The organism is Paenirhodobacter populi (assembly GCF_004022215.1).
GTDB classification, from domain to species: domain Bacteria; phylum Pseudomonadota; class Alphaproteobacteria; order Rhodobacterales; family Rhodobacteraceae; genus Rhodobacter; species Rhodobacter populi.
This window is the reverse complement of sequence record NZ_SAUZ01000002.1, coordinates 83,375-102,384: the sequence shown is the minus strand read 5'-3', so window position 1 is coordinate 102,384 and position 19,010 is coordinate 83,375. Positions and strand designations below refer to the sequence as shown.

13 protein-coding genes are annotated in these 19,010 nt (G+C 67.2%); 9 read left to right on the top strand and 4 right to left on the bottom strand.

All coding sequences use genetic code 11. The features are described from left to right. Positions 1 to 66: 66 nt before the first annotated feature. On the bottom strand, positions 67 to 3,570 hold the full coding sequence (gene dnaE / locus D2T30_RS02155; protein ID WP_128207451.1) for a DNA polymerase III subunit alpha: 3,504 nt from the start codon (positions 3,568 to 3,570) through the stop codon (positions 67 to 69). Between the two features lie 204 nt (positions 3,571 to 3,774). On the opposite strand from dnaE, the gene xdhA reads away from it, so the two are divergent. From xdhA to D2T30_RS02120, 7 genes are read left to right on the top strand one after another with little or no spacing between them, the layout of a single operon-like run. Next, complete coding sequence (gene xdhA, locus D2T30_RS02150; RefSeq protein ID WP_128207450.1) at positions 3,775 to 5,178, top strand: xanthine dehydrogenase small subunit; 1,404 nt, start codon at positions 3,775 to 3,777, stop codon at positions 5,176 to 5,178. Further along, the gene (xdhB, locus tag D2T30_RS02145; protein ID WP_128207449.1) at positions 5,175 to 7,475 is read left to right on the top strand and encodes a xanthine dehydrogenase molybdopterin binding subunit; all 2,301 of its coding nucleotides are present in this window, start codon (positions 5,175 to 5,177) and stop codon (positions 7,473 to 7,475) included. The genes xdhA and xdhB overlap by 4 nt, the downstream gene beginning before the upstream one ends. Further along, positions 7,472 to 8,410, top strand: a complete 939-nt coding sequence (xdhC, locus tag D2T30_RS02140; protein WP_128207448.1) for a xanthine dehydrogenase accessory protein XdhC — start codon at positions 7,472 to 7,474, stop codon at positions 8,408 to 8,410. Before xdhB ends, xdhC begins: the two co-directional genes overlap by 4 nt. Next, complete coding sequence (locus D2T30_RS02135; protein WP_128207447.1) at positions 8,407 to 9,921, top strand: ABC transporter ATP-binding protein; 1,515 nt, start codon at positions 8,407 to 8,409, stop codon at positions 9,919 to 9,921. The genes xdhC and D2T30_RS02135 overlap by 4 nt, the downstream gene beginning before the upstream one ends. Continuing rightward, positions 9,918 to 10,997 (top strand): ABC transporter permease, encoded by a 1,080-nt coding sequence (locus tag D2T30_RS02130; RefSeq protein WP_128181065.1) that lies wholly within the window; start codon positions 9,918 to 9,920, stop codon positions 10,995 to 10,997. Before D2T30_RS02135 ends, D2T30_RS02130 begins: the two co-directional genes overlap by 4 nt. Beyond that, entirely contained in the window at positions 10,994 to 11,926 is a 933-nt protein-coding gene (locus tag D2T30_RS02125; protein ID WP_128181067.1) for an ABC transporter permease, read from the top strand. The genes D2T30_RS02130 and D2T30_RS02125 overlap by 4 nt, the downstream gene beginning before the upstream one ends. Before the next feature lie 55 nt (positions 11,927 to 11,981). Then, complete coding sequence (locus D2T30_RS02120) at positions 11,982 to 13,064, top strand: BMP family ABC transporter substrate-binding protein (RefSeq protein WP_128207446.1); 1,083 nt, start codon at positions 11,982 to 11,984, stop codon at positions 13,062 to 13,064. Positions 13,065 to 13,259: 195 nt separating this feature from the next. On the opposite strand, the gene D2T30_RS02115 is transcribed toward D2T30_RS02120, so the two are convergent. Together D2T30_RS02115 and D2T30_RS02110 are read right to left on the bottom strand one after the other, a co-directional pair. Beyond that, entirely contained in the window at positions 13,260 to 14,330 is a 1,071-nt protein-coding gene (locus D2T30_RS02115; protein ID WP_128207445.1) for an FUSC family protein, read from the bottom strand. 33 nt (positions 14,331 to 14,363) lie between these two features. Further along, positions 14,364 to 14,822, bottom strand: a complete 459-nt coding sequence (locus D2T30_RS02110; protein ID WP_128181073.1) for a GatB/YqeY domain-containing protein — start codon at positions 14,820 to 14,822, stop codon at positions 14,364 to 14,366. A gap of 170 nt (positions 14,823 to 14,992) precedes the next feature. On the opposite strand from D2T30_RS02110, the gene carA reads away from it, so the two are divergent. Both carA and D2T30_RS02100 read left to right on the top strand, forming a co-directional pair. Next, on the top strand, positions 14,993 to 16,159 hold the full coding sequence (gene carA / locus D2T30_RS02105) for a glutamine-hydrolyzing carbamoyl-phosphate synthase small subunit (RefSeq protein WP_128207444.1): 1,167 nt from the start codon (positions 14,993 to 14,995) through the stop codon (positions 16,157 to 16,159). Between the two features lie 163 nt (positions 16,160 to 16,322). After that, complete coding sequence (locus D2T30_RS02100) at positions 16,323 to 18,281, top strand: glycosyltransferase family 2 protein (RefSeq protein WP_128207443.1); 1,959 nt, start codon at positions 16,323 to 16,325, stop codon at positions 18,279 to 18,281. Here D2T30_RS02100 and D2T30_RS02095 read toward each other — a convergent pair. Beyond that, positions 18,275 to 18,913: a GntR family transcriptional regulator gene (locus D2T30_RS02095; protein WP_128207442.1), complete on the bottom strand. Its 639-nt coding sequence runs from the start codon at positions 18,911 to 18,913 to the stop codon at positions 18,275 to 18,277. The two genes, D2T30_RS02100 and D2T30_RS02095, sit on opposite strands and share 7 nt — an antisense overlap. Positions 18,914 to 19,010: the final 97 nt, after the last annotated feature.

The following is a 19,010-nucleotide window of genomic DNA, read 5'->3' as shown; positions in this document are numbered from 1 at the left end:
GCGGATCCGGGAAGGCGACAGGGGGAAGACGCGAAAACCCGCCCCGGTCACCAAAGCGTCACGGGATCAGACCTCTTCGACCATCGCCACGCCGCGCAGGCTGCGGATCGCGCCCTTGACCTGCGGATTGACCGGAAATTCCGCCCCGGCGTTCAGCGTGAAGCGGTTGCCCGAGGCGGGATCGGTGACCGAGAAATGGATCGGCCCCCGGGACCGGACCTTGCCCTCATCCGACAGCCTTTGCAGCAGCGCGGCGATGGAGCCGATCGCCTCGGGCGTGTCGACATGGATCATCAGCCCCGTCGCCCCCGCATCCTGCGTGACGGAATCGATCGGCTGCGCGCCCTGCGCCAGCATCTTGACCGTCTCGCCCTCGACATCGACCTTGACTGTCAGGATCACCCCCTGCCCGGGTTCGAGGAACTGCCGCGTCGCTTCCAGCGTGTCGGAAAACACCGTCACCTCGAACGGCCCCGTCGGATCGGACAGCGAGACGAAGGCGAAGCGGTTGCCCTTGGCCGATTTGCGTTCCTGCCGCACCGCGACCTGACCGGCGATCTTGCCGATGAAGGGGCCGTTCTGCGCCTTGTCCTGCACCTCGGCGAAGGTCAGCACCTTCTTGCGTTTCAGCGCGGGCAGGTAATCGTCCAGCGGATGGCCGGAAAGGTAGAAGCCGATGGCCTTGTGTTCCTCGGCCAGACGTTCGGCGGGCAGCCAGTCGTCGGTATCGGCCAGACGCGGCGGCGGCAGATCGTCGCCCGCATCGCCGAACAGCGACACCTGCGCCGAGGTCTTCGCCTCGATCACCGCCGCCGACCATGCCATCAGGCTTTCGATGCTTTCGAACACGCGTTTGCGGTTCGGGTCGATCTGGTCGAAGGCCCCCGCGCGGGCGAGCATTTCCATCGGCCGCTTGCCGATCCGTTTCAGGTCGCACCGCCGCGCGAAATCGAAGAGATCGGCGAAAGGCTCGCCGTTGCGGGCGTTGACGATCAGGTTCATCGCCTCGACGCCCACGTTCTTCAGCGCGCCGAGTGCATAGACCAGCTTCTGGTCCACCACGTCGAACGTGGCGATAGAACGGTTCACGCAGGGCGGCACCACCTCGATATTCAGCGCGCGGCGCACCTCGCCCATGTAGGTCGCCAGCTTGTCGGTCAGATGGATATCGCAGTTCATCACGCCCGCCATGAATTCGACGGGGTGGTTCGCCTTCATCCAGGCGGTCTGGTAGGACACGATCGCATAGGCGGCTGCGTGCGACTTGTTGAACCCGTAGTTCGCGAATTTCTCCAGAAGGTCAAAGACTTCACCGGCCTTTTTCGCGTCGATCCCGTGGGTCTTCTTGGCGCCTTCGATGAACTTCGGCCGCTCCTTCGCCATTTCCTCGGCGATCTTCTTGCCCATGGCGCGGCGCAAGAGGTCGGCGCCGCCAAGCGAATAGCCCCCCATGACCTGCGCGATCTGCATCACCTGTTCCTGATAGACGATGATGCCCTGCGTTTCTTTCAGGATTGGGTCGATGGTCGGATGCAGGGATTCCAGCGGCCGCAGCCCGTGTTTGACCTCGCAATAGACAGGGATATTCTCCATCGGGCCGGGGCGATACAGCGCCACGAGCGCCACGATATCCTCGATGCAGGTGGGCTTCATGCGCCGCAGCGCATCCATCATGCCGGTGGATTCCACCTGGAACACGGCGACGGTATGGGCCTTGGTATAAAGGTCATAGGTCTTGGCGTCGTCGATCGGGATCGCGCCGATCAGGTTTTCCGCCCCCTCGGCCGGTTCATAGAGCGTGTTGCCCGCCGCATCGACATGCAAAGGCCGCCCCGACTTCAGCACCAGATTCACCGCGTTCTGGATCACCGTCAGCGTTTTGAGCCCGAGGAAGTCGAACTTGATCAACCCGGTCTTTTCCACCCATTTCATGTTGTACTGGGTGGCAGGCCAGTCGGATCGCGGATCCTGATACAGGGGCACCAGCCGGTTCAGCGGCCGGTCCCCGATCACCACCCCCGCGGCATGGGTCGAGGCGTTGCGCAACAGCCCCTCGACCTGCTGGGCATAGCCGAGCAGACGGCCCACGACCTCCTCGTTCTTCGCGGCCTCGCGCAGGCGCGGCTCATCCGCCAGCGCCTTCTGGATCGAAACCGGCTTCACCCCTTCCAGCGGGATCATCTTGGCCAGCTTGTCGACCTGCCCGTAGGACATCTGCAACACGCGGCCCACGTCGCGCACTGCCGCCTTGGACAAGAGCGCCCCGAAGGCCGAGATCTGCCCGACCTTTTCCGCCCCGTATTTGTGCTGGACGTATTTGATCACCTCTTCCCGCCGGTCCATGCAGAAGTCGATGTCGAAGTCGGGCATCGAGACGCGCTCGGGGTTCAGGAACCGTTCAAACAGCAGCGAAAAGCGGATCGGGTCGAGGTCGGTGACCGTCAGCGCATAGGCGACGAGCGAGCCCGCGCCCGAACCCCGCCCCGGCCCCACCGGAATGTCATGCGCCTTGGCCCATTTGATGAAATCGGCAACGATCAGGAAATAGCCCGGAAAGCCCATCTGCTCGATGATGCCCAGCTCGAACCGCAACCGTTCCTCGTATTCCGCGACGGGCACCGCATGGGGGATCACGTCCAGCCGGCGCTTGAGCCCGTCCCACGCCTGACGGCGCAGTTCCTCCACCTCGTCGGGGGCGAATTTCGGCAACAGCGGCTTGCGCTTGGTCACGGCGAAGGCGCAGCGCCGCGCGATCTCGACGGTATTCTCCAAGGCCTCGGGCAGATCGGCGAAAAGCGCGCACATCTCGGCTTCGGACTTGAAGTAGTGCTGCGGCGTCAGGCGGCGGCGCGGCTCGGCCTGATCGACATAGGCGCCATCGGCGATGCACAGCATCGCGTCATGCGCCTCATACATGTCGGCGGTGGGGAAATAGACGTCATTGGTCGCCACCAGCGGCAGGCCCATGTCATAGGCCATCTCGACAAAGGCGCGCTCGGTCGCGCGTTCGCCCTCCATCAGCCGCCCGCCCTCGCCCGGATGGCGCTGCAATTCGACATAAAGCCGGTCCGGAAAGATCTCCGCCAGCCTCTCCATATAGGCCCGCGCCTTCGGCGCCTGCCCGCCCTGCACCAGCTTTCCCACCGGCCCGCCCGGCCCGCCCGTCAGACAGATCAGCCCTTCCGCATGGGCGGCCAATTGTTCCAGCGTCACCTGCGGGATCATGCCCCGGTTGTCGCTGTACATGCAGGTCGACAGCGCCATCAGGCTGAAATAGCCCTCTTCGTTCTGCGCCAGCAGCACGACGGGCGCCGGGGTCTTCGGCCGGTCGCCCGGGCGCGTTTCCTCGACCGTCAGCGCCAGCTGGCAACCGACGATCGGCTGCAATCCCGCCTCGGTCGCATAGCTCGAAAACTCGAAGGCGCCGAACATGACATTGGTATCGGTCAGCGCGACGGCGGGCATCTTCGCCTTGTCGCACAGCTTGATGATCTGCTTGGCATGCACCGCCCCTTCAAGGAGCGAATATTCGCTGTGCACGCGCAGATGGATGAATCGGGGCTGAACCATGCCGCAAGGATAAGGCGCGTCCGCGCCGGGCGGAAGGGGCGAGTTCCGCCCAATAATCAGGCACTCGCGCCCAGACCGGCGCCATTTCGATTCCGTGACTTGCAAAGACCGGCGCTCTGACATTCCATCAGGGGTGGGAGAGGCCCCGTTCTACGCCGCATCGGGCGGGCGCCCGCAAAAGGTGTAACGCGGCGGACAAGACATATGGAAATCTCGTTTCTTCTGAACGGAGAAACCCGGGTCGCGCTTATTGATCGCCCGACCCTGAGCGTGCTTGACTGGCTGCGTTCCGAAGGGTTGACCGGCACCAAGGAAGGCTGCAACGAGGGCGATTGCGGCGCCTGCACCGTGATGGTCAGCGACGACACCGGGTCGCGCGCGCTGAACGCCTGCATCCTGATGATGCCGCAGATCGCCGGCAAGGCGCTGCGTACGGTCGAGGGGATCTCCGCTCCCGACGGCACGCTCCACCCCGTGCAATGCGCGATGGTGGAAAAACACGGCAGCCAGTGCGGCTTCTGCACCCCGGGCTTCATCGTCTCGATGGCCGTCGCGCATCTGAACGGCCGCACCGACCATGACGACATCCTCGCCGGCAACCTCTGCCGCTGCACGGGCTACGCCCCCATCATCCGCGCCGCCGAGGCCGCCGCCCCGGCCCCCGTGCCCGACTGGATCGCGGCGGATGGCGCCTTCATTCTTCCAGAAATATCCTCGGGGGGCAGCGGCGCAGCCGCGGGGGGGCAGACAGCCCCCCCAGCCACGCCCGCCAGCAGCGACGAGCTTGCCACATGGTATCTGGCCCATCCACAGGCCACGCTGGTCGCCGGCGCGACGGATGTGGCGCTCTGGGTGACGAAACAGCTCCGCGACCTGCCCGAGGTCGCCTTCCTCGGCGGCTGCCGCGATCTGCAGCGGATCGGGGAAACCCCGGACGGGTTCACCATCGGCGCGGGCGTCACCATCGCCCGCCTGCGCGCATGGGCCGAAGGGCCACACCCCGCGCTGGCCGCCCTTCTGCGCCGCTTCGCCTCGGAACAGGTGCGGCAATCGGCGACCATCGGCGGCAACATCGCCAATGGCTCGCCCATCGGCGACGGGCCGCCCGCGCTGATCGCCATGGGCGCGCGGCTGACCCTGCGCCGGGGCGATGCGCGCCGCACCATCCCGCTTGAGGATTTCTTCCTCGACTACCGCAAGCAGGACCGCCAGCCCGGCGAATTCGTCGAAAGCGTGACGCTGCCCAAAACCGCGCCGGCTCTCGCCTGCTACAAGCTGTCCAAACGCTTCGATCAGGACATCTCGGCGGTCTGCGGCTGCTTCAACCTGACGGTCGAGGACGGCACCGTCACCGCCGCGCGCGTGGCCTTCGGCGGCATGGCCGCGACGCCCAAACGCGCCCGCACCTTCGAGGCAGCGATCACCGGCCAGCCCTTCACCGAGGCCGCCATCGCCCGCGCCCTGCCCGAAATGGCGGTGGATTTCCAGCCGCTCAGCGACATGCGCGCCTCCTCCGCCTACCGGATGCGGACCGCGCAGGCGATGGCGCTGCGCTATGTGCGCGAGGCCGAGGGCGAAGCCGTTTCGGTGCTGGAGGTGCGGGCATGACCACTCATCTCAAGATCCCCGGCCTTTCGCTTCCGCACGATTCAGCCGAACTGCATGTCACCGGACAGGCGCGCTATGTCGATGACATGCCGGTGCCCGCGGGCACGCTACACCTCGCCTTCGGCCTGTCGACCGAGGCGAGTGCCACGATCGACGCGATCGACCTCACGCCCGTTCGCCAAAGCCCCGGCGTGGTGAAGGTGCTGACCGCCGCCGACATGCCGCATGAAAACAACGCCTCGCCCGCGCCGCTGCCGGAACCCGTTCTGGCGGAGGGAGAGGTGCATTATGTCGGCCAGCCGATCTTCCTCGTCGTCGCCACTTCGCATCGTGCCGCGCGCATCGCGGCGCGGCGCGCGAAGATCGCCTACACGCCGCGCCCCGCGCTTCTGACCATCGACGCGGCCCATGAGGCCGGCAGCCTGTTCGAGGGTGGCCCGGTGATCTGGTCGCGCGGCGATGCGGCAGAGGCGCTTTCCCATGCCGTCCACATCGCCGAGGGCGAATTCGAGATGGGCGGGCAGGAACATTTCTACCTCGAAGGTCAGGCGGCCATCGCCCATCCGCTGGATCAGGGCGTGCTGATCCAGTGCTCATCCCAGCATCCGACGGAAATCCAGCACAAGGTGGCGGAGGCGCTTGGCCTCCATATGCACGACGTGCGGGTGGAGATGCGCCGCATGGGTGGCGGCTTCGGCGGCAAGGAATCGCAGGGCAATCACCTCGCCATCGCCTGCGCCATCGCCGCGCAGGCCACCGGGCGGACCTGTAAGATGCGCTACGACCGCGACGACGACATGGTCATCACCGGCAAGCGGCATGATTTCAAGATCCGCTACCGGATCGGCGCGGATGCGCGGGGCCGGATCCTTGGCGCGGAATTCCTGCATCTCGCCCGTTGCGGCTGGTCGCCCGACCTCAGCCTGCCGGTCTGCGACCGGGCGATGCTGCATTCGGACAGCTCCTATTACATCCCCGCGATCCGGATCGAGAGCCACCGGCTCCGCACCAACACCCAGTCGAACACCGCCTATCGCGGCTTCGGCGGGCCGCAGGGGATGCTGGGCTGCGAGGTGGCGGTCGAACATCTCGCCCATGTCATGGGGCTGGAGCCCACCGATCTGCGGGCGCGCAACTACTACCCGGCCGAGGCGCCCTTCCTTTCCACGCACTATGGGCAGGAGGTGGACGATTCCATCCTCGACCGTCTGGTGCCGCGGCTGCTGGAACGGTCGCATTACGCCGCGCGCAAGGCCGCCATCGCCGAATGGAACGCCGCGAACCGCACGCTGAAGCGAGGCATCGCGATGAGCCCGGTGAAATTCGGCATCTCCTTCACGCTGACGCATCTCAATCAGGCCGGGGCGCTCGCGCATGTCTATGCCGACGGCTCGGTGCTGATCAATCACGGCGGGACAGAGATGGGACAGGGCCTGCACCGCAAATGCTGTCAGGTCGCGGCGCGGGTCTTCGGCATCGCGCCGGACCGGGTGCGGATCACCGCGACCGATACGTCGAAGGTGCCGAACACCTCGGCCACGGCGGCCTCGTCGGGCGCAGACATGAACGGCATGGCGGTGAAGGCCGCGTGCGAGACGATCAAGGCGCGGCTGCGCGACTTTCTCGCCACGCGCGAGGGCTGCCCGCCCGAGGCGATCCGCTTCTGCGGCGGCAAGGTGCATGTGGGCGCGCGCGAACTCACCTTCGACGAGGTCGCCCATGACGCCTATACGGCGCGGGTGAGCCTGTCCTCGACCGGCTTCTACGCCACGCCGAAGATCAGCTGGGACAGGATCGAGGGGCGCGGGCGGCCGTTCTTCTACTTCGCCTATGGCGCGGCGGTGACCGAGGTGGTGATTGACACCCTGACCGGCGAAAACCGCATCCTGCGCGCCGACATCGTGCATGACGCGGGCGACAGCCTGAACCCGGCCATCGACATCGGTCAGGTCGAGGGCGCCTATGTCCAGGGTTCCGGCTGGCTGACGACCGAGGAACTGGTCTGGGACGGCAAGGGGCGGCTGACGACCCACGCCCCCTCGACCTACAAGATCCCCGCCTGTTCCGACCGCCCGCCGGTCTTCAACGTCGATCTGTGGGACGAGCCGAACCGCGAGGAAACGATCTATCGCTCCAAGGCGGTGGGGGAGCCGCCCTTCATGCTGGGCATCTCGACGCTGCTCGCGCTGCAGGAGGCCTGCGCCGCCTGCGGCCCGCACTGGCCCGCGCTGCGCGCCCCCGCCACGGCCGAGGCGGTTCTGGCCGCCTGCGCCCGTGCCCGGGGGGACCTGGAATGAGCATCGACCCCGGAGCCCTTGCCCGCGCCCGGTCGCGCGGGCCGTTCGTGCGCGTCGTCGTGGCCGAGGTGCGGGGATCTGCCCCGCGCGAACCCGGCGCGGCGATGCTGGTCTGGCCCGACCGCATCGAGGGCACGATCGGCGGCGGACGGCTGGAATACGAGGCCATCGCCCGCGCCCGCGCGACGCACGCGCCCCGGCTGGAACGGATCGCGCTTGGCCCGGCGATGGGGCAATGCTGCGGTGGCGCGGTGGCGCTGGCCTACGAACCCTCGGCCGGGTTCGCCGCGCTGGACCCCGGCTGGCACGCCCGCCCGCTGGACGGCGGGGCGCAGATGCCCATGTCGGTGCGCCGTGCCCTTGCCCGTGCGCGTGACCGGGGCGAGCGTCCGGCAATGCTGATCGACGGCTGGCTGATCGAGGAGGTCGCCCGCACCCCGGACGAGCTGTGGATCTGGGGCGCCGGTCACGTGGGCCGGGCGCTGGTCGATGTGCTGTCCCCATTGCCCGATCTGCGCATCTGCTGGGCCGATACCGATGCCGCGCGGTTTCCCGAAAGCCTGCCCGATCCGGTCACGCCGCTGATCGCGGAAAACCCTGCCGATCTGGTCAGCCTCGCCCCCGTCACGGCGCGCCACCTGATCCTGACCTATTCGCATGCGCTGGATCTGGAACTCTGCCACCGGCTGCTGACGCGGGGCTTTGCCGCCTGCGGGCTGATCGGATCGGCGACGAAATGGGCGCGCTTCCGGCACCGGCTGCGCGACCTCGGCCACACGGACGCCCAAATTTTACGCATTGCCTGCCCGATAGGCGATCCGACCCTTGGAAAAGCACCGCAGGCCATTGCGATTTCCGTGGGGGCCGCGCTACTCAGGGACTTGTGTGCGAGCCGCGCCGACCAGGCCGCAGCCAGAGAGGAACGCACGGCGTGACCGAAATATTGTTGAAGATCGACGGCCTGACAAAGGCTTACCCGGGTGTGGTGGCGAATGACCACGTCGGCTTTTCCGTCGCACCGGGGGAGGTTCATGCCCTTCTGGGCGAGAACGGCGCGGGGAAATCGACGCTGGTCAAGATGATCTACGGCCTCGTCAAACCCGACAGCGGCACGATGGAATTCCTTGGCCGTCCCTACACCCCGGCGGAGCCGCGGGCCGCGAGGGCTGCGGGCGTGGCGATGGTGTTTCAGCATTTCTCGCTGTTCGAGGCGCTGAATGTCGCGGAAAACGTCGCGCTTGGCATGGAAAACCCGCCGCCGATGCGCGATCTGGCGAAACGCATCCGCGAGATTTCGCAGGCCTACGGCCTGCCGCTGGACCCCGCGCGGCTGGTGGGTGATCTGTCGGCGGGCGAACGGCAGCGGGTGGAAATCGTGCGCTGCCTGCTTCAGGACCCGAAACTGCTGATCATGGACGAGCCCACCTCGGTGCTGACGCCGCAGGAGGTGGAGATCCTGTTCCGCACCCTGCGCAAGCTGTCGTCCGAGGGGACGGCGATCCTCTATATCAGCCACAAGCTGGAAGAAATCCGCACGATCTGCGACGGGGCGACGATCCTGCGCGGCGGCAAGGTGGTGGGGTCCTGCATCCCGCGCGAGAAATCGGCCCGCGAACTGGCCGAGATGATGGTGGGCGGCGAATTCGCCGCGACCGAGCGTGTCTCGCGCCCTTTCGGCGCGCCCATGCTGGAGGTGAAGGGCCTGAGCCTCGCCCCGCTGTCGCAATTCGGCCCCTCGCTGAAAGACATCAGCCTGAGCATCGCGGCGGGCGAGATCCTTGGCATCGGCGGGGTCGCCGGCAACGGGCAGGAGGAATTGCTGGCGACGCTGTCGGGGGAACGCCCCTCGGCCCCCGGGACGGTGTGGATGAAGGGCGCCGATATCTCCGCGCTCGGCCCCAATCCGCGCCGCGCGCTCGGCCTGATGTCGGCGCCCGAGGAACGGCTCGGCCATGCCGCCGTGCCGAACATGAGCCTGACCGACAACACCCTGCTGACCGGCACGATCCGCATGCCGCTGGTGAAGAACGGCTTTCTGAACATGGCCGAGGCCAAGGCCTTCGCCGAGGACATCATCCGCGAATTCGACGTGCGCACCCCCGGCCCCTGGGTCGCGGCGCGGGCGCTGTCGGGCGGCAACCTGCAGAAATTCGTGATCGGCCGCGAGGTCCTGCAAAAGCCCGAGGTGCTGATCGTCAACCAGCCCACATGGGGCGTCGATGCGGCCGCGGCGGCGGCGATCCGGCGCGCGCTGCTGCGCCTTGCGGAAAAGGGGGCGGCGCTGATCGTGATTTCGCAAGACCTTGACGAACTGATGGAAATCGCCGACCGCTTCTGCGCGCTGAACGAAGGGCGGATCAGCGCGCCGCGCCCGACCGAGGGCCTGACGATCGACGAGATCGGCCTGATGCTCGGCGGTGCGCATGGCATGGAGGTGCCCGCATGATCCGGCTCGTCAAGCGCCCGATGCCGTCGAAATTCTGGTCCTGGACAACGCCCCTCGTCGCGGTGATCGCCACGATGATCGCGGGCGGTCTGCTGTTCGCGATTCTGGGCAAGAACCCGGTCGAGGCGATCCGGGTGATCTTCTGGGATCCGCTCTTCGGTCCGAACGCGGATTATTTCCGCAGCCAGCTTCTGGTCAAGGCGGCGCCGCTGATCCTGATCGCCTGCGGTCTGGCCGTGGGCTTCCGCGCCGGGATCTGGAACATCGGGGCCGAGGGGCAGTATATCATCGGCGCGATCTTCGGCGCGTCGCTGGCGCTGGCCGTCTATCCGGCCGAAAGCTGGTTCCTGTTTCCGGCGATGGTCGTGCTGGGCGCGATCGGCGGGCTGCTCTGGGGGCTGATCCCGGCGCTGCTGAAGGTGGTCTTCGGCACGTCGGAAATCCTCGTCTCGCTGATGCTGGTCTATGTGGCGCAGAACCTGCTGGCCTATATGGCCTTCGGCCCGCTGAAGAACCCGGAGGGCTACGGCTTTCCCGGCTCGCGCAACCTGCAGGGCTATCCCTCGGCCTTCAATGACGAGCTGATGGCGGGGACCGGCGTCCATTGGGGCGTGCTTGCGGCGCTTGGCGCGGTGGTGGCGATCTATGTGCTGATGCAGCGCCATATCGCGGGCTTCCGCATCCGGGTGGCCGGCGAGGCGCCGCGCGCCGCGCGTTACGCGGGCGTGGTTCCGGCGCGGCTGATCGTGTTCTGCCTGTGCCTGTCCGGCGCGCTTGCCGGGATGGCGGGGCTGTTCGAGGTCTCCGGCCCCTCGGGACAGATCACCGACAGCTTCAACGTGGGCTACGGCTATACCGCGATCATCGTGGCCTTCCTCGGGCGGCTGCATCCGGTGGGCATTCTGCTCGCGGGGCTGTTGATGGCGCTGACCTATATCGGCGGCGACATGGCGCAGCTCATGCTCGGCCTGCCGTCGGCGGCGATCCAGGTGTTCCAGGGGATGCTGCTGTTCTTTCTGCTGGGGTTCGACCTGCTGACCAATTACCGTATCCGCATCGGAGGCGCGCGCGCATGATCATCGGGGGAATCGACATCATCACGCTGATCTCGATGCTGATGGTGGCATCGACGCCGGTGCTGCTGGCGGCGACGGGGGAACTGGTGGCCGAGAAGTCCGGCGTGCTGAACCTTGGGGTCGAGGGGATGATGATCACCGGCGCCGTGGCGGGCTTTGCCACCGCGGTCAGCACCGGCAGCCCGGTTCTGGGCTTTGTCGGCGGCGCGCTGGCCGGGGCGGCGATGGCGATGCTGTTCGCCATCCTGACGCAGGTGTTCCTGTCGAACCAGACGGCGACGGGGCTGGCGCTGACGCTGTTCGGGCTGGGCCTTTCGGCGCTGATCGGCAAACCGTTCGAGGGCGTGCGCCCCCCCGCCACCGGCAAGGTGCCGTTCGGGCCCTTGTCCGACATTCCGGTGCTGGGGCGGATCCTGTTCTCGCATGACTGGGTGGTCTATCTGTCGCTGCTGCTGGTCGCGGTGACATGGGCCTTTCTGAAGTTCACCCGCGCCGGGCTGATCCTGCGCGCCGTCGGTGAAAACCACGACGCGGCGCATGCGCTTGGCTATCGGGTCATCGCGGTGCGTTGCGCGGCGCTGGCCTTTGGCGGCGCGCTGGCGGGGCTTGGCGGGGCTTACCTCAGCCTGATCCGCGTGCCGCAATGGACCGAGGGGATGACCGCGGGCGCGGGCTGGATCGCGCTGGCCATCGTCGTCTTCGCCAGCTGGCGGCCCGAACGCGCGCTGATCGGCGCCTATCTCTTCGGCGGCATCACCGCGCTGCAACTGCAATTGCAGGCGGCGGGCTATGCCATTCCGGTGCATCTGCTGTCGATGGCGCCCTATGTGCTGACCATCGTCGTGCTGGTGCTGCTGTCCGTCGTTCACCGGCGGGGGGTGCAGGCCGCGCCTGCGGCCCTCGGCCGGTCCTTTCATGCCGCAAGCTGATCCTTGCGCCCATCCGGGTGGCGCGCCGCGCCGCCCTCAACTACGGGAGATCCCCATGAACCGCAGATCCTTTCTGACCAGCACGGCGGCCACCGCCGTCGTCGCCGCCTCCGGCCTGCCGGCCCGCGCCGCCGATCCGCTGAAGGTCGGTTTCATCTATGTCGGCCCGGTGGGTGACATGGGCTGGTCCTACCAGCACGATCAGGCGCGCCTTGCCGCGCAGCAGGAATATGGCGACAGGATCGTCACCTCCTACATCGAGAACGTGCCCGAAGGCCCGGATGCCGAACGCGCGCTGACGCAGCTTGCGCTGCAGGGGAACCAGCTGATCTTCGCCACCTCCTTCGGTTTCATGGATGCGACGGTCAATGTGGCGAAGAAATTCCCGAACGTGAAGTTCGAGCATGCCACCGGCTACAAGCAGGCCGAGAACCTCGCCACCTATGACGCGCGCTTCTACGAAGGCCGCGCGATTCAGGGCACCATCGCCGGGCGGATGACCAAGACCAACAAGATCGGCTATATCGGCTCCTTCCCGATCCCCGAGGTCGTGCAGGGCATCAACGCCGTCTACATCCACGCGAAGAAGGTCAACCCGGATGTCGAGATCAAGGTGGTCTGGGCCTACACCTGGTTCGACCCGGCGAAAGAGGCCGACGCCGCCGCCGCGCTGATCGCCGAAGGCTGCGATTTCGTCCTGCAACACACCGATTCCACCGCGCCGCAGGCCAAGGCGCAGGAGGCGGGCAACGTCTTCACCTTCGGGCAGGCCTCGGACATGATCGCCTTCGCGCCGAAGCCGCGCGTTTCCTCGACCATCGACCACTGGGACCCCTACTACATCAAGCGCATCGGCGAGGCGCTGGACGGCACCTGGAAGCCCGAAGCCACCTGGGGCGGCATCGGCACCGGCATGGTGGGCATCGGCGAGATTTCCGACGCCGTGCCCGCCGAGGTGAAGGAGGAGGCGCTGGCGCTGAAGGACAGGATCGCCTCGGGCGAATACCACCCCTTCACCGGCCCGCTGAAGAAGCAGGACGGATCCGAATGGCTGGCCGAGGGTGCCACGCCCGAGGACGGCGAACTGGCCGGGATGAACTTCTTCGTCGAAGGGGTTTCGGGCGAGCTGCCGAAGTAAGGGCGGGATTGCGGAGAGGGAAGAGGGGGCCAGCCCCCTCGCCCGTTCCGGGCTCACCCCCGGGATATTTATGGAAGAATGAAGGCAGCAGGCCGCGTCGATACGGAACCTGTTTCGGGACCGATGCCCGTTGGACCGGAGCGATTCCGGGAAGGCTGATGAGGGAAGCGGGCGGCGGTCATTTCGCCGCCCTTTTCAGTTTGACGCGCTTGCGCGGGCGGCGGAGCGGGCCTCGGCCGGGAGCGCCAGAAGCTGGCGGCCGGCGGCGCTGAGTGCCACGGCCTGCGTCGCGACGGCGCGCCAGTGTTCCGCCTTCGGGTCGATGACCGAGACGATTTCCGCCAGCCGCGCGCGATCCATCGGATGGGCATGGTCTGGATCGGCGAGGTTGTTCGCCGCGAGATGCAGAAGATCGGCGATCGGGGCGGGCGCCTTGCCCGGTTCGTCGCGGAGCGCGTGATACAGCTCATCGCCGAGGATCAGCCCCTGCGCATAGATCCGCGCCGCGTGCCGGTCGTATCGGGCGGCGAGTTCCGCGACCTTCGGGCCCGCGCGCCAGCCGCGCAGGGTCCAGTGGGCGCTGTCCCGCGCCAGACTGATGCCGCCGTCCAGCGCCATCAGCTTGACCCGCGCGGCACCAAGCTGCTGCGCCGCCTGCTGCGCCTGTTTCACATCGCCCGTCCGCACCGCCTTTTCGGCCAGCAACATGCCTTGCGCCAGCTCGCTCAGCAGGCTGCGCGCGCCGGTTTCCAGCATCTTCAGCGGATCGGGGGTCAGCAGCACCTGACTGAAGAACAGCCCGACCGCCGTGCCGATCAGCACGTCGATCAGCCGCTCCGGCCCCGCGGCGACAGGCCCCATCGTCAGCACCATCAGCGCCGAGACCCCGGCCTGGATCACCGTCACCGCGCTTTGCCCCCAGAGCGAGGCCAGCACGATCGCCAGAAAGGTCACCCCCGTCAGCCGCAGCGAGGTCGCCCCCAGACTGTCGCCGATGGGCAAAAGCAGGCTCAGTTCCCCCACCGCGATGCCGGTGAAGACCCCCATCAGCATGGAGACCGCCTGCCGCCCGTGGTTCGGCAGGCCGGGGGCGAGGCAGATCACCGCCGTCACCACCGCGAACATCGGCCGTTCATGCCCGGCCAGCCAGCGCGCCAGCAGCCACGACAGCCCGACGGCGATGGCGGAGGCCGCCGCGTCCTGCGTCGCGGCGGTCGCCCTGTCGCGCAGCCGCCGCCACTTTCCCTGAAAGATCGCTCCGCTCACCGTCGCTGACTCCTGCTCGGGGTCCGGGCGGGGTCAGCCCAGCTTTGCCTTCACCATCGGGCCGACGGCGCCGAAATCCATCTGCCCGGTGTATTTCGCCTTAAGTTCGCCCATCACCCGGCCCATGTCGCGGATCGAGGTGGCGCCAAGCGCCGTCACCGCCGCATCCACCGCGGCCGAGACCTCTTCGGGCGTCAGTTGGCGGGGCAGGAATTCCTCGATCACCTTGACTTCGGCCAGTTCCTTTTCCGCCAGTTCCAGCCGCCCGCCCTCTTCATAGGCGCGCGCCGATTCCTGGCGTTGTTTCACCATCTTGCCGAGGATCGCGAGGATGTCCGCGTCGCTCACCCCCGGCGCATCCGGCGTCGCGCGGAGCGCGATTTCCCGATCCTTGATGGCCGCATTGATCAGGCGCAGCGTCGACAGACGGTCGGCATCCTTCGCCTTCATCGCATCCTTCAGAGCCGCGGCAAGCCGCTCGCGCATCTGCATCTGCATTTCTCCCGATTTCGGTCCAAGCCCGCACAATAGACCGGATACCCGCCCGGAGCAACAGATGTAAGACATTGATTTATATGGACAAGAAGTTTTGAGCCAAGGGTATTGACCCGGGCGGCGGCGGCTCGTAGTTTCCGGCAGATTTTGCCCCGGGGAGTCGCGCCATGCCAGTCAGTCACCCGTCATCGGATAAACCCACCGCGCTGATCGCCCTGTCGGACGGCCAGCTGTTCTACGGAAAGGGCTTCGGCGCCACGGGGGATACGGTCGCGGAACTCGTGTTCAACACCGCGATGACCGGCTATCAGGAGATCATGACGGACCCGAGCTATGCGGGTCAGGTCGTCACCTTCACCTTCCCGCATGTCGGCAATGTCGGCGTGAACCTCGACGACGACGAAACGGCCGAGCCGGTCGCCGCGGGGATGGTGGTGAAATGGGATCCGACGGAGCCCTCGAACTGGCGCGCCACGGACGATCTGGTCGACTGGATGACGAAAAAGGGCCGGATCGGCGTCGGCGGGGTCGATACCCGCCGCCTGACCCGCGCGATCCGCCAGCAGGGCGCGCCGCATGTCGCCATCGCCCATGACCCGGAAGGCCGCTTCGACATCGAGGCGCTGGTGAAAAAGGCGCGCGCGTGGAAGGGGCTGGTGGGGCTCGACCTCGCCAAAGAGGTGACCTGCGCGCAGAGCTACCACTGGGACGAGATGCGTTGGGCCTGGCCCGAGGGCTATGTGAAGCGCAAGGGCGACGGGCTGCGGGTCGTTGCCATCGACTATGGCGCGAAACGCAACATCCTGCGCTGCCTTGCGTCGGCGGGGTGTGACGTGACCGTTCTGCCGGCGACGGCGACGGCCGAGGATGTGCTGGCGCTGAACCCCGAGGGCGTCTTCCTGTCGAACGGTCCGGGCGATCCGGCGGCGACGGGCGAATATGCCGTGCCGATGATCCGCGGCGTGCTGGAAAAGGAACTGCCGGTCTTCGGCATCTGCCTTGGCCACCAGATGCTGGCGCTGGCGCTTGGGGCGAAGACGATCAAGATGAACCACGGCCATCACGGCGCGAACCATCCGGTGAAGGACCTGACCACCGGCAAGGTCGAGATCACCTCGATGAACCACGGTTTCACCGTCGATGCGCAGACCCTGCCCGTGGGTGTCGCGGAAACGCATGTCTCGCTCTTCGACGGGTCGAATTGCGGCATCGCGCTGGAGGGTCGGCCGGTGTTTTCCGTGCAATACCACCCCGAGGCCAGCCCCGGTCCGCAGGACAGCTACTATCTGTTCGACCGCTTCGCCCAGGCCATGCGCGAACGCCGCGACGCCTGAGATCTGTCGGCCCCCCCGGGGTTTATGGAAAACCGAAGGCACGAATGTGTCGAATAGGCGGATTTTATCCGTGTATTTAAGGCGTTGTTAATCTTCCTTTAACCACTTCCCGCAGAACCTCGCCCGACGAGGCCACAGGCCTGTTGCGAGTCATGAGGGCAGAATGGAAGCGCGAGGCAGGCTCCGCGTCGTCGGTGGAAAAGAGTTTCAGCGGATCGGCAATGCCGCCCGCCCGCAACCGGCGGCCGCGCGTGCCGGACGGCGCCCGCCGCTCGGCCAGATCCTGACCGAGATGCAGGCTGTCGATCCGGGTAACCTGCTCAAGGCCGTGGCGATCCGCGCGCGCGAGGATGTCCGGCTGGGCGATATCCTTCTGGCCCATGGCTGGGTGCGCGAGGACGACCTGATGACCGCGCTGGCGCGGCAATGGTCGGCCTCGGCGGTCGATCTGTCGCGCGATCGGCCCGACCCGCGCCTGATCGACGAGATCGGCGCCGAGACCTGCCTGAAAGAGACGATCCTGCCCTGGCGCCGGATCGGCGATACGGTCGTCATCGCCACCGCCCGACCCGAGGATTTCGCCGCCCTGCGCGAACGGCTTCCGGGGTCCTTCCTGCCCTGCCGGATGGTGATCGCCTCGGAAACCGCGATCCATGCGGCGCTGCTGTCGCGGCGGCAGACGGCGCTGATCCGGCGGGCGGAACATCGCGTGCCGGTCGTCGAAAGCTGTCGCACCAGCAGCCCCGCCGTCGCCTCGAACATCGCGCTCGGGCTGATCTTCGCGCTGGCGCTCGGGCTGATGGCATTGCCGCTGGCGACCTTCTCGCTGATCTTCGGCTGGACGATCCTGACCCTGATCGCCGCGATGGGGCTGAAGCTGGTGGCCTGCGGGGCCGAGATCTGGGCGCATCGCAAGCGCAGGGCCGCCCCGCCGCCCGACACGACCACCCCGGCGCGGCTGCCGGTCGTGTCCATCCTGTTGCCGCTCCTGCACGAGCCCGACATCGCCGGCAAGCTGGTCGCGCGGATCGGCCAGCTGAACTATCCGCGCGAGCTGCTCGACGTGCTGCTGATCGTCGAGGCGGATGACGACACCACCCGCGACGCGCTGGCCCGCACCCGCCTGCCGCGCTGGATGCGCGTCGTCACCGTGCCGGGCGGGCCGATCCGGACGAAGCCGCGCGCGATGAACTATGCGCTGAACTTCTGCCGCGGCTCGATCATCGGGGTCTATGACGCCGAGGACCGGCCCGACCCCGAACAGCTTCATGTCATCGCCCGGCGCTTTGCCGCCGCACCGCCCGAGGTCGCCTGCCTGCAGGGCATCCTCGATTATTACAACCCGCGGACCAACTGGCTGGCGCGCTGCTTCACCATCGAATATGCGACATGGTTCCGGGTGATGCTGCCGGGGATGGCGCGGCTCGGCCTCGTGCTGCCGCTTGGGGGGACGACACTGTTCTTCCGCCGCGACGCGCTGGAAGAACTCGGCGCATGGGACGCGCATAACGTGACCGAGGATGCCGATCTGGGCCTGCGCCTTGCCCGCCACGGCTACCGGACAGAGATGGTGCCCACCGTCACGCATGAAGAGGCGAACTGCCGCCCCCTGCCCTGGATCAGGCAACGTTCCCGCTGGCTCAAGGGCTATGCGATGACCTGGGCCGTGCATATGCGCAACCCGGCGGCGCTGTGGCGCGATCTGGGGCCGAAGCGCTTCATCGGCGTGCAGATCGTGTTCCTCGCCTCGCTGTCGCAATATCTGCTGGCCCCGGTGCTGTGGAGCTGCTGGCTGCTGCTGTTCAGCCTGCCCCATCCGGTCGGCGCGGTGCTGCCCGGGGGCGCAATCCCGATGCTTGTCGCCGTGCTGGTGGCCAGCGAACTGGTCAACGTCGTCGCGGCCGCCTGGGCGGTTCGGGGCCCGGCGCACCGGCATCTGCTGCCCTGGACGGTGACGATGAACCTGTATTTCCCGCTCGGCGCGCTGGCCGCCTGGCGCGCGATCTACGAGGCCGTCACCCGCCCGTTCCATTGGGAAAAGACCGCCCACGGCATCTTCGAGCACGAACCCGAGGCCATTCCGCTGACGGTCGAGGCAGCGCAGCGCAAGACGCTTCAGTAACGGTCCTTGCGCCCCGCCGCGGCGTCAAGCTTCAGCCGCGTCTCGAAGGCGTTCGAGATATGCGCCCGCAGCGCCGCTGCGGCGCCGGCCTCGTCGCCCGTGCGGATCGCCTCGACGATCGCCTGATGCTCGCGCAGGGCCGCATCGCGCCGCCCGTCCGCCGCCAGCGACGTGCTCGCCAGAAGCGCCATCGACCGATGCACGAGGTCGAGTTGCTGCACCAGATAGCGGTTGTGCGAGGCGAGGTGGATCTGCCGGTGGAACAGCTTGTTCGACCGGGCGAGTTCAAAGGCGTCGGTCATCTGTTCCCAGTCCCGCGCGACCATGTCCTCCAGCACCCGGACTTCTTCGGGCGCGGCATGTTTGGCGGCGAGCGCCGCGGCCAGCGCCTCCAGCTCGGCGCGCACGACATAAAGCTCGGCCAGTTGGTTGTGATCGAGCGAGGCGACGATCAGGCTGCGCCCGTCGCGCGCCAGCATGCTTTGGGTCTCCAGCCGCTGCAACGCCTCCCGCACCGGGGTGCGCGACACGCCGAACCGCTCGGCCAGTTCGGATTCGACCAGACGATCCCCCGGCCGGTAGACCCCGGCGTCGATCGCTTCGAGGATCATCGTATAGGCGTCTTTCGTCATGACCTCTCGCGGATCTTCGGGAATGGGAATGAAATCCGATCGTTACGGACCGATCCCGGTCCTGACAAGGACAAACTTCGGCGCCGGACAATTCATC

Coding starts and splice junctions, on each gene's coding strand:
- xdhC (WP_128207448.1), top strand. CDS start 7,472: ATGAGCATCGACCCCGGAGCCCTTGCCCGCGCCCGGTCGCGCGGGCCG.
- D2T30_RS02120 (WP_128207446.1), top strand. CDS start 11,982: ATGAACCGCAGATCCTTTCTGACCAGCACGGCGGCCACCGCCGTCGTC.
- D2T30_RS02130 (WP_128181065.1), top strand. CDS start 9,918: ATGATCCGGCTCGTCAAGCGCCCGATGCCGTCGAAATTCTGGTCCTGG.
- D2T30_RS02100 (WP_128207443.1), top strand. CDS start 16,323: ATGGAAGCGCGAGGCAGGCTCCGCGTCGTCGGTGGAAAAGAGTTTCAG.
- D2T30_RS02125 (WP_128181067.1), top strand. CDS start 10,994: ATGATCATCGGGGGAATCGACATCATCACGCTGATCTCGATGCTGATG.
- D2T30_RS02110 (WP_128181073.1), bottom strand. CDS start 14,822: ATGCAGATGCGCGAGCGGCTTGCCGCGGCTCTGAAGGATGCGATGAAG.
- D2T30_RS02095 (WP_128207442.1), bottom strand. CDS start 18,913: ATGACGAAAGACGCCTATACGATGATCCTCGAAGCGATCGACGCCGGG.
- xdhB (WP_128207449.1), top strand. CDS start 5,175: ATGACCACTCATCTCAAGATCCCCGGCCTTTCGCTTCCGCACGATTCA.
- xdhA (WP_128207450.1), top strand. CDS start 3,775: ATGGAAATCTCGTTTCTTCTGAACGGAGAAACCCGGGTCGCGCTTATT.
- carA (WP_128207444.1), top strand. CDS start 14,993: ATGCCAGTCAGTCACCCGTCATCGGATAAACCCACCGCGCTGATCGCC.
- dnaE (WP_128207451.1), bottom strand. CDS start 3,570: ATGGTTCAGCCCCGATTCATCCATCTGCGCGTGCACAGCGAATATTCG.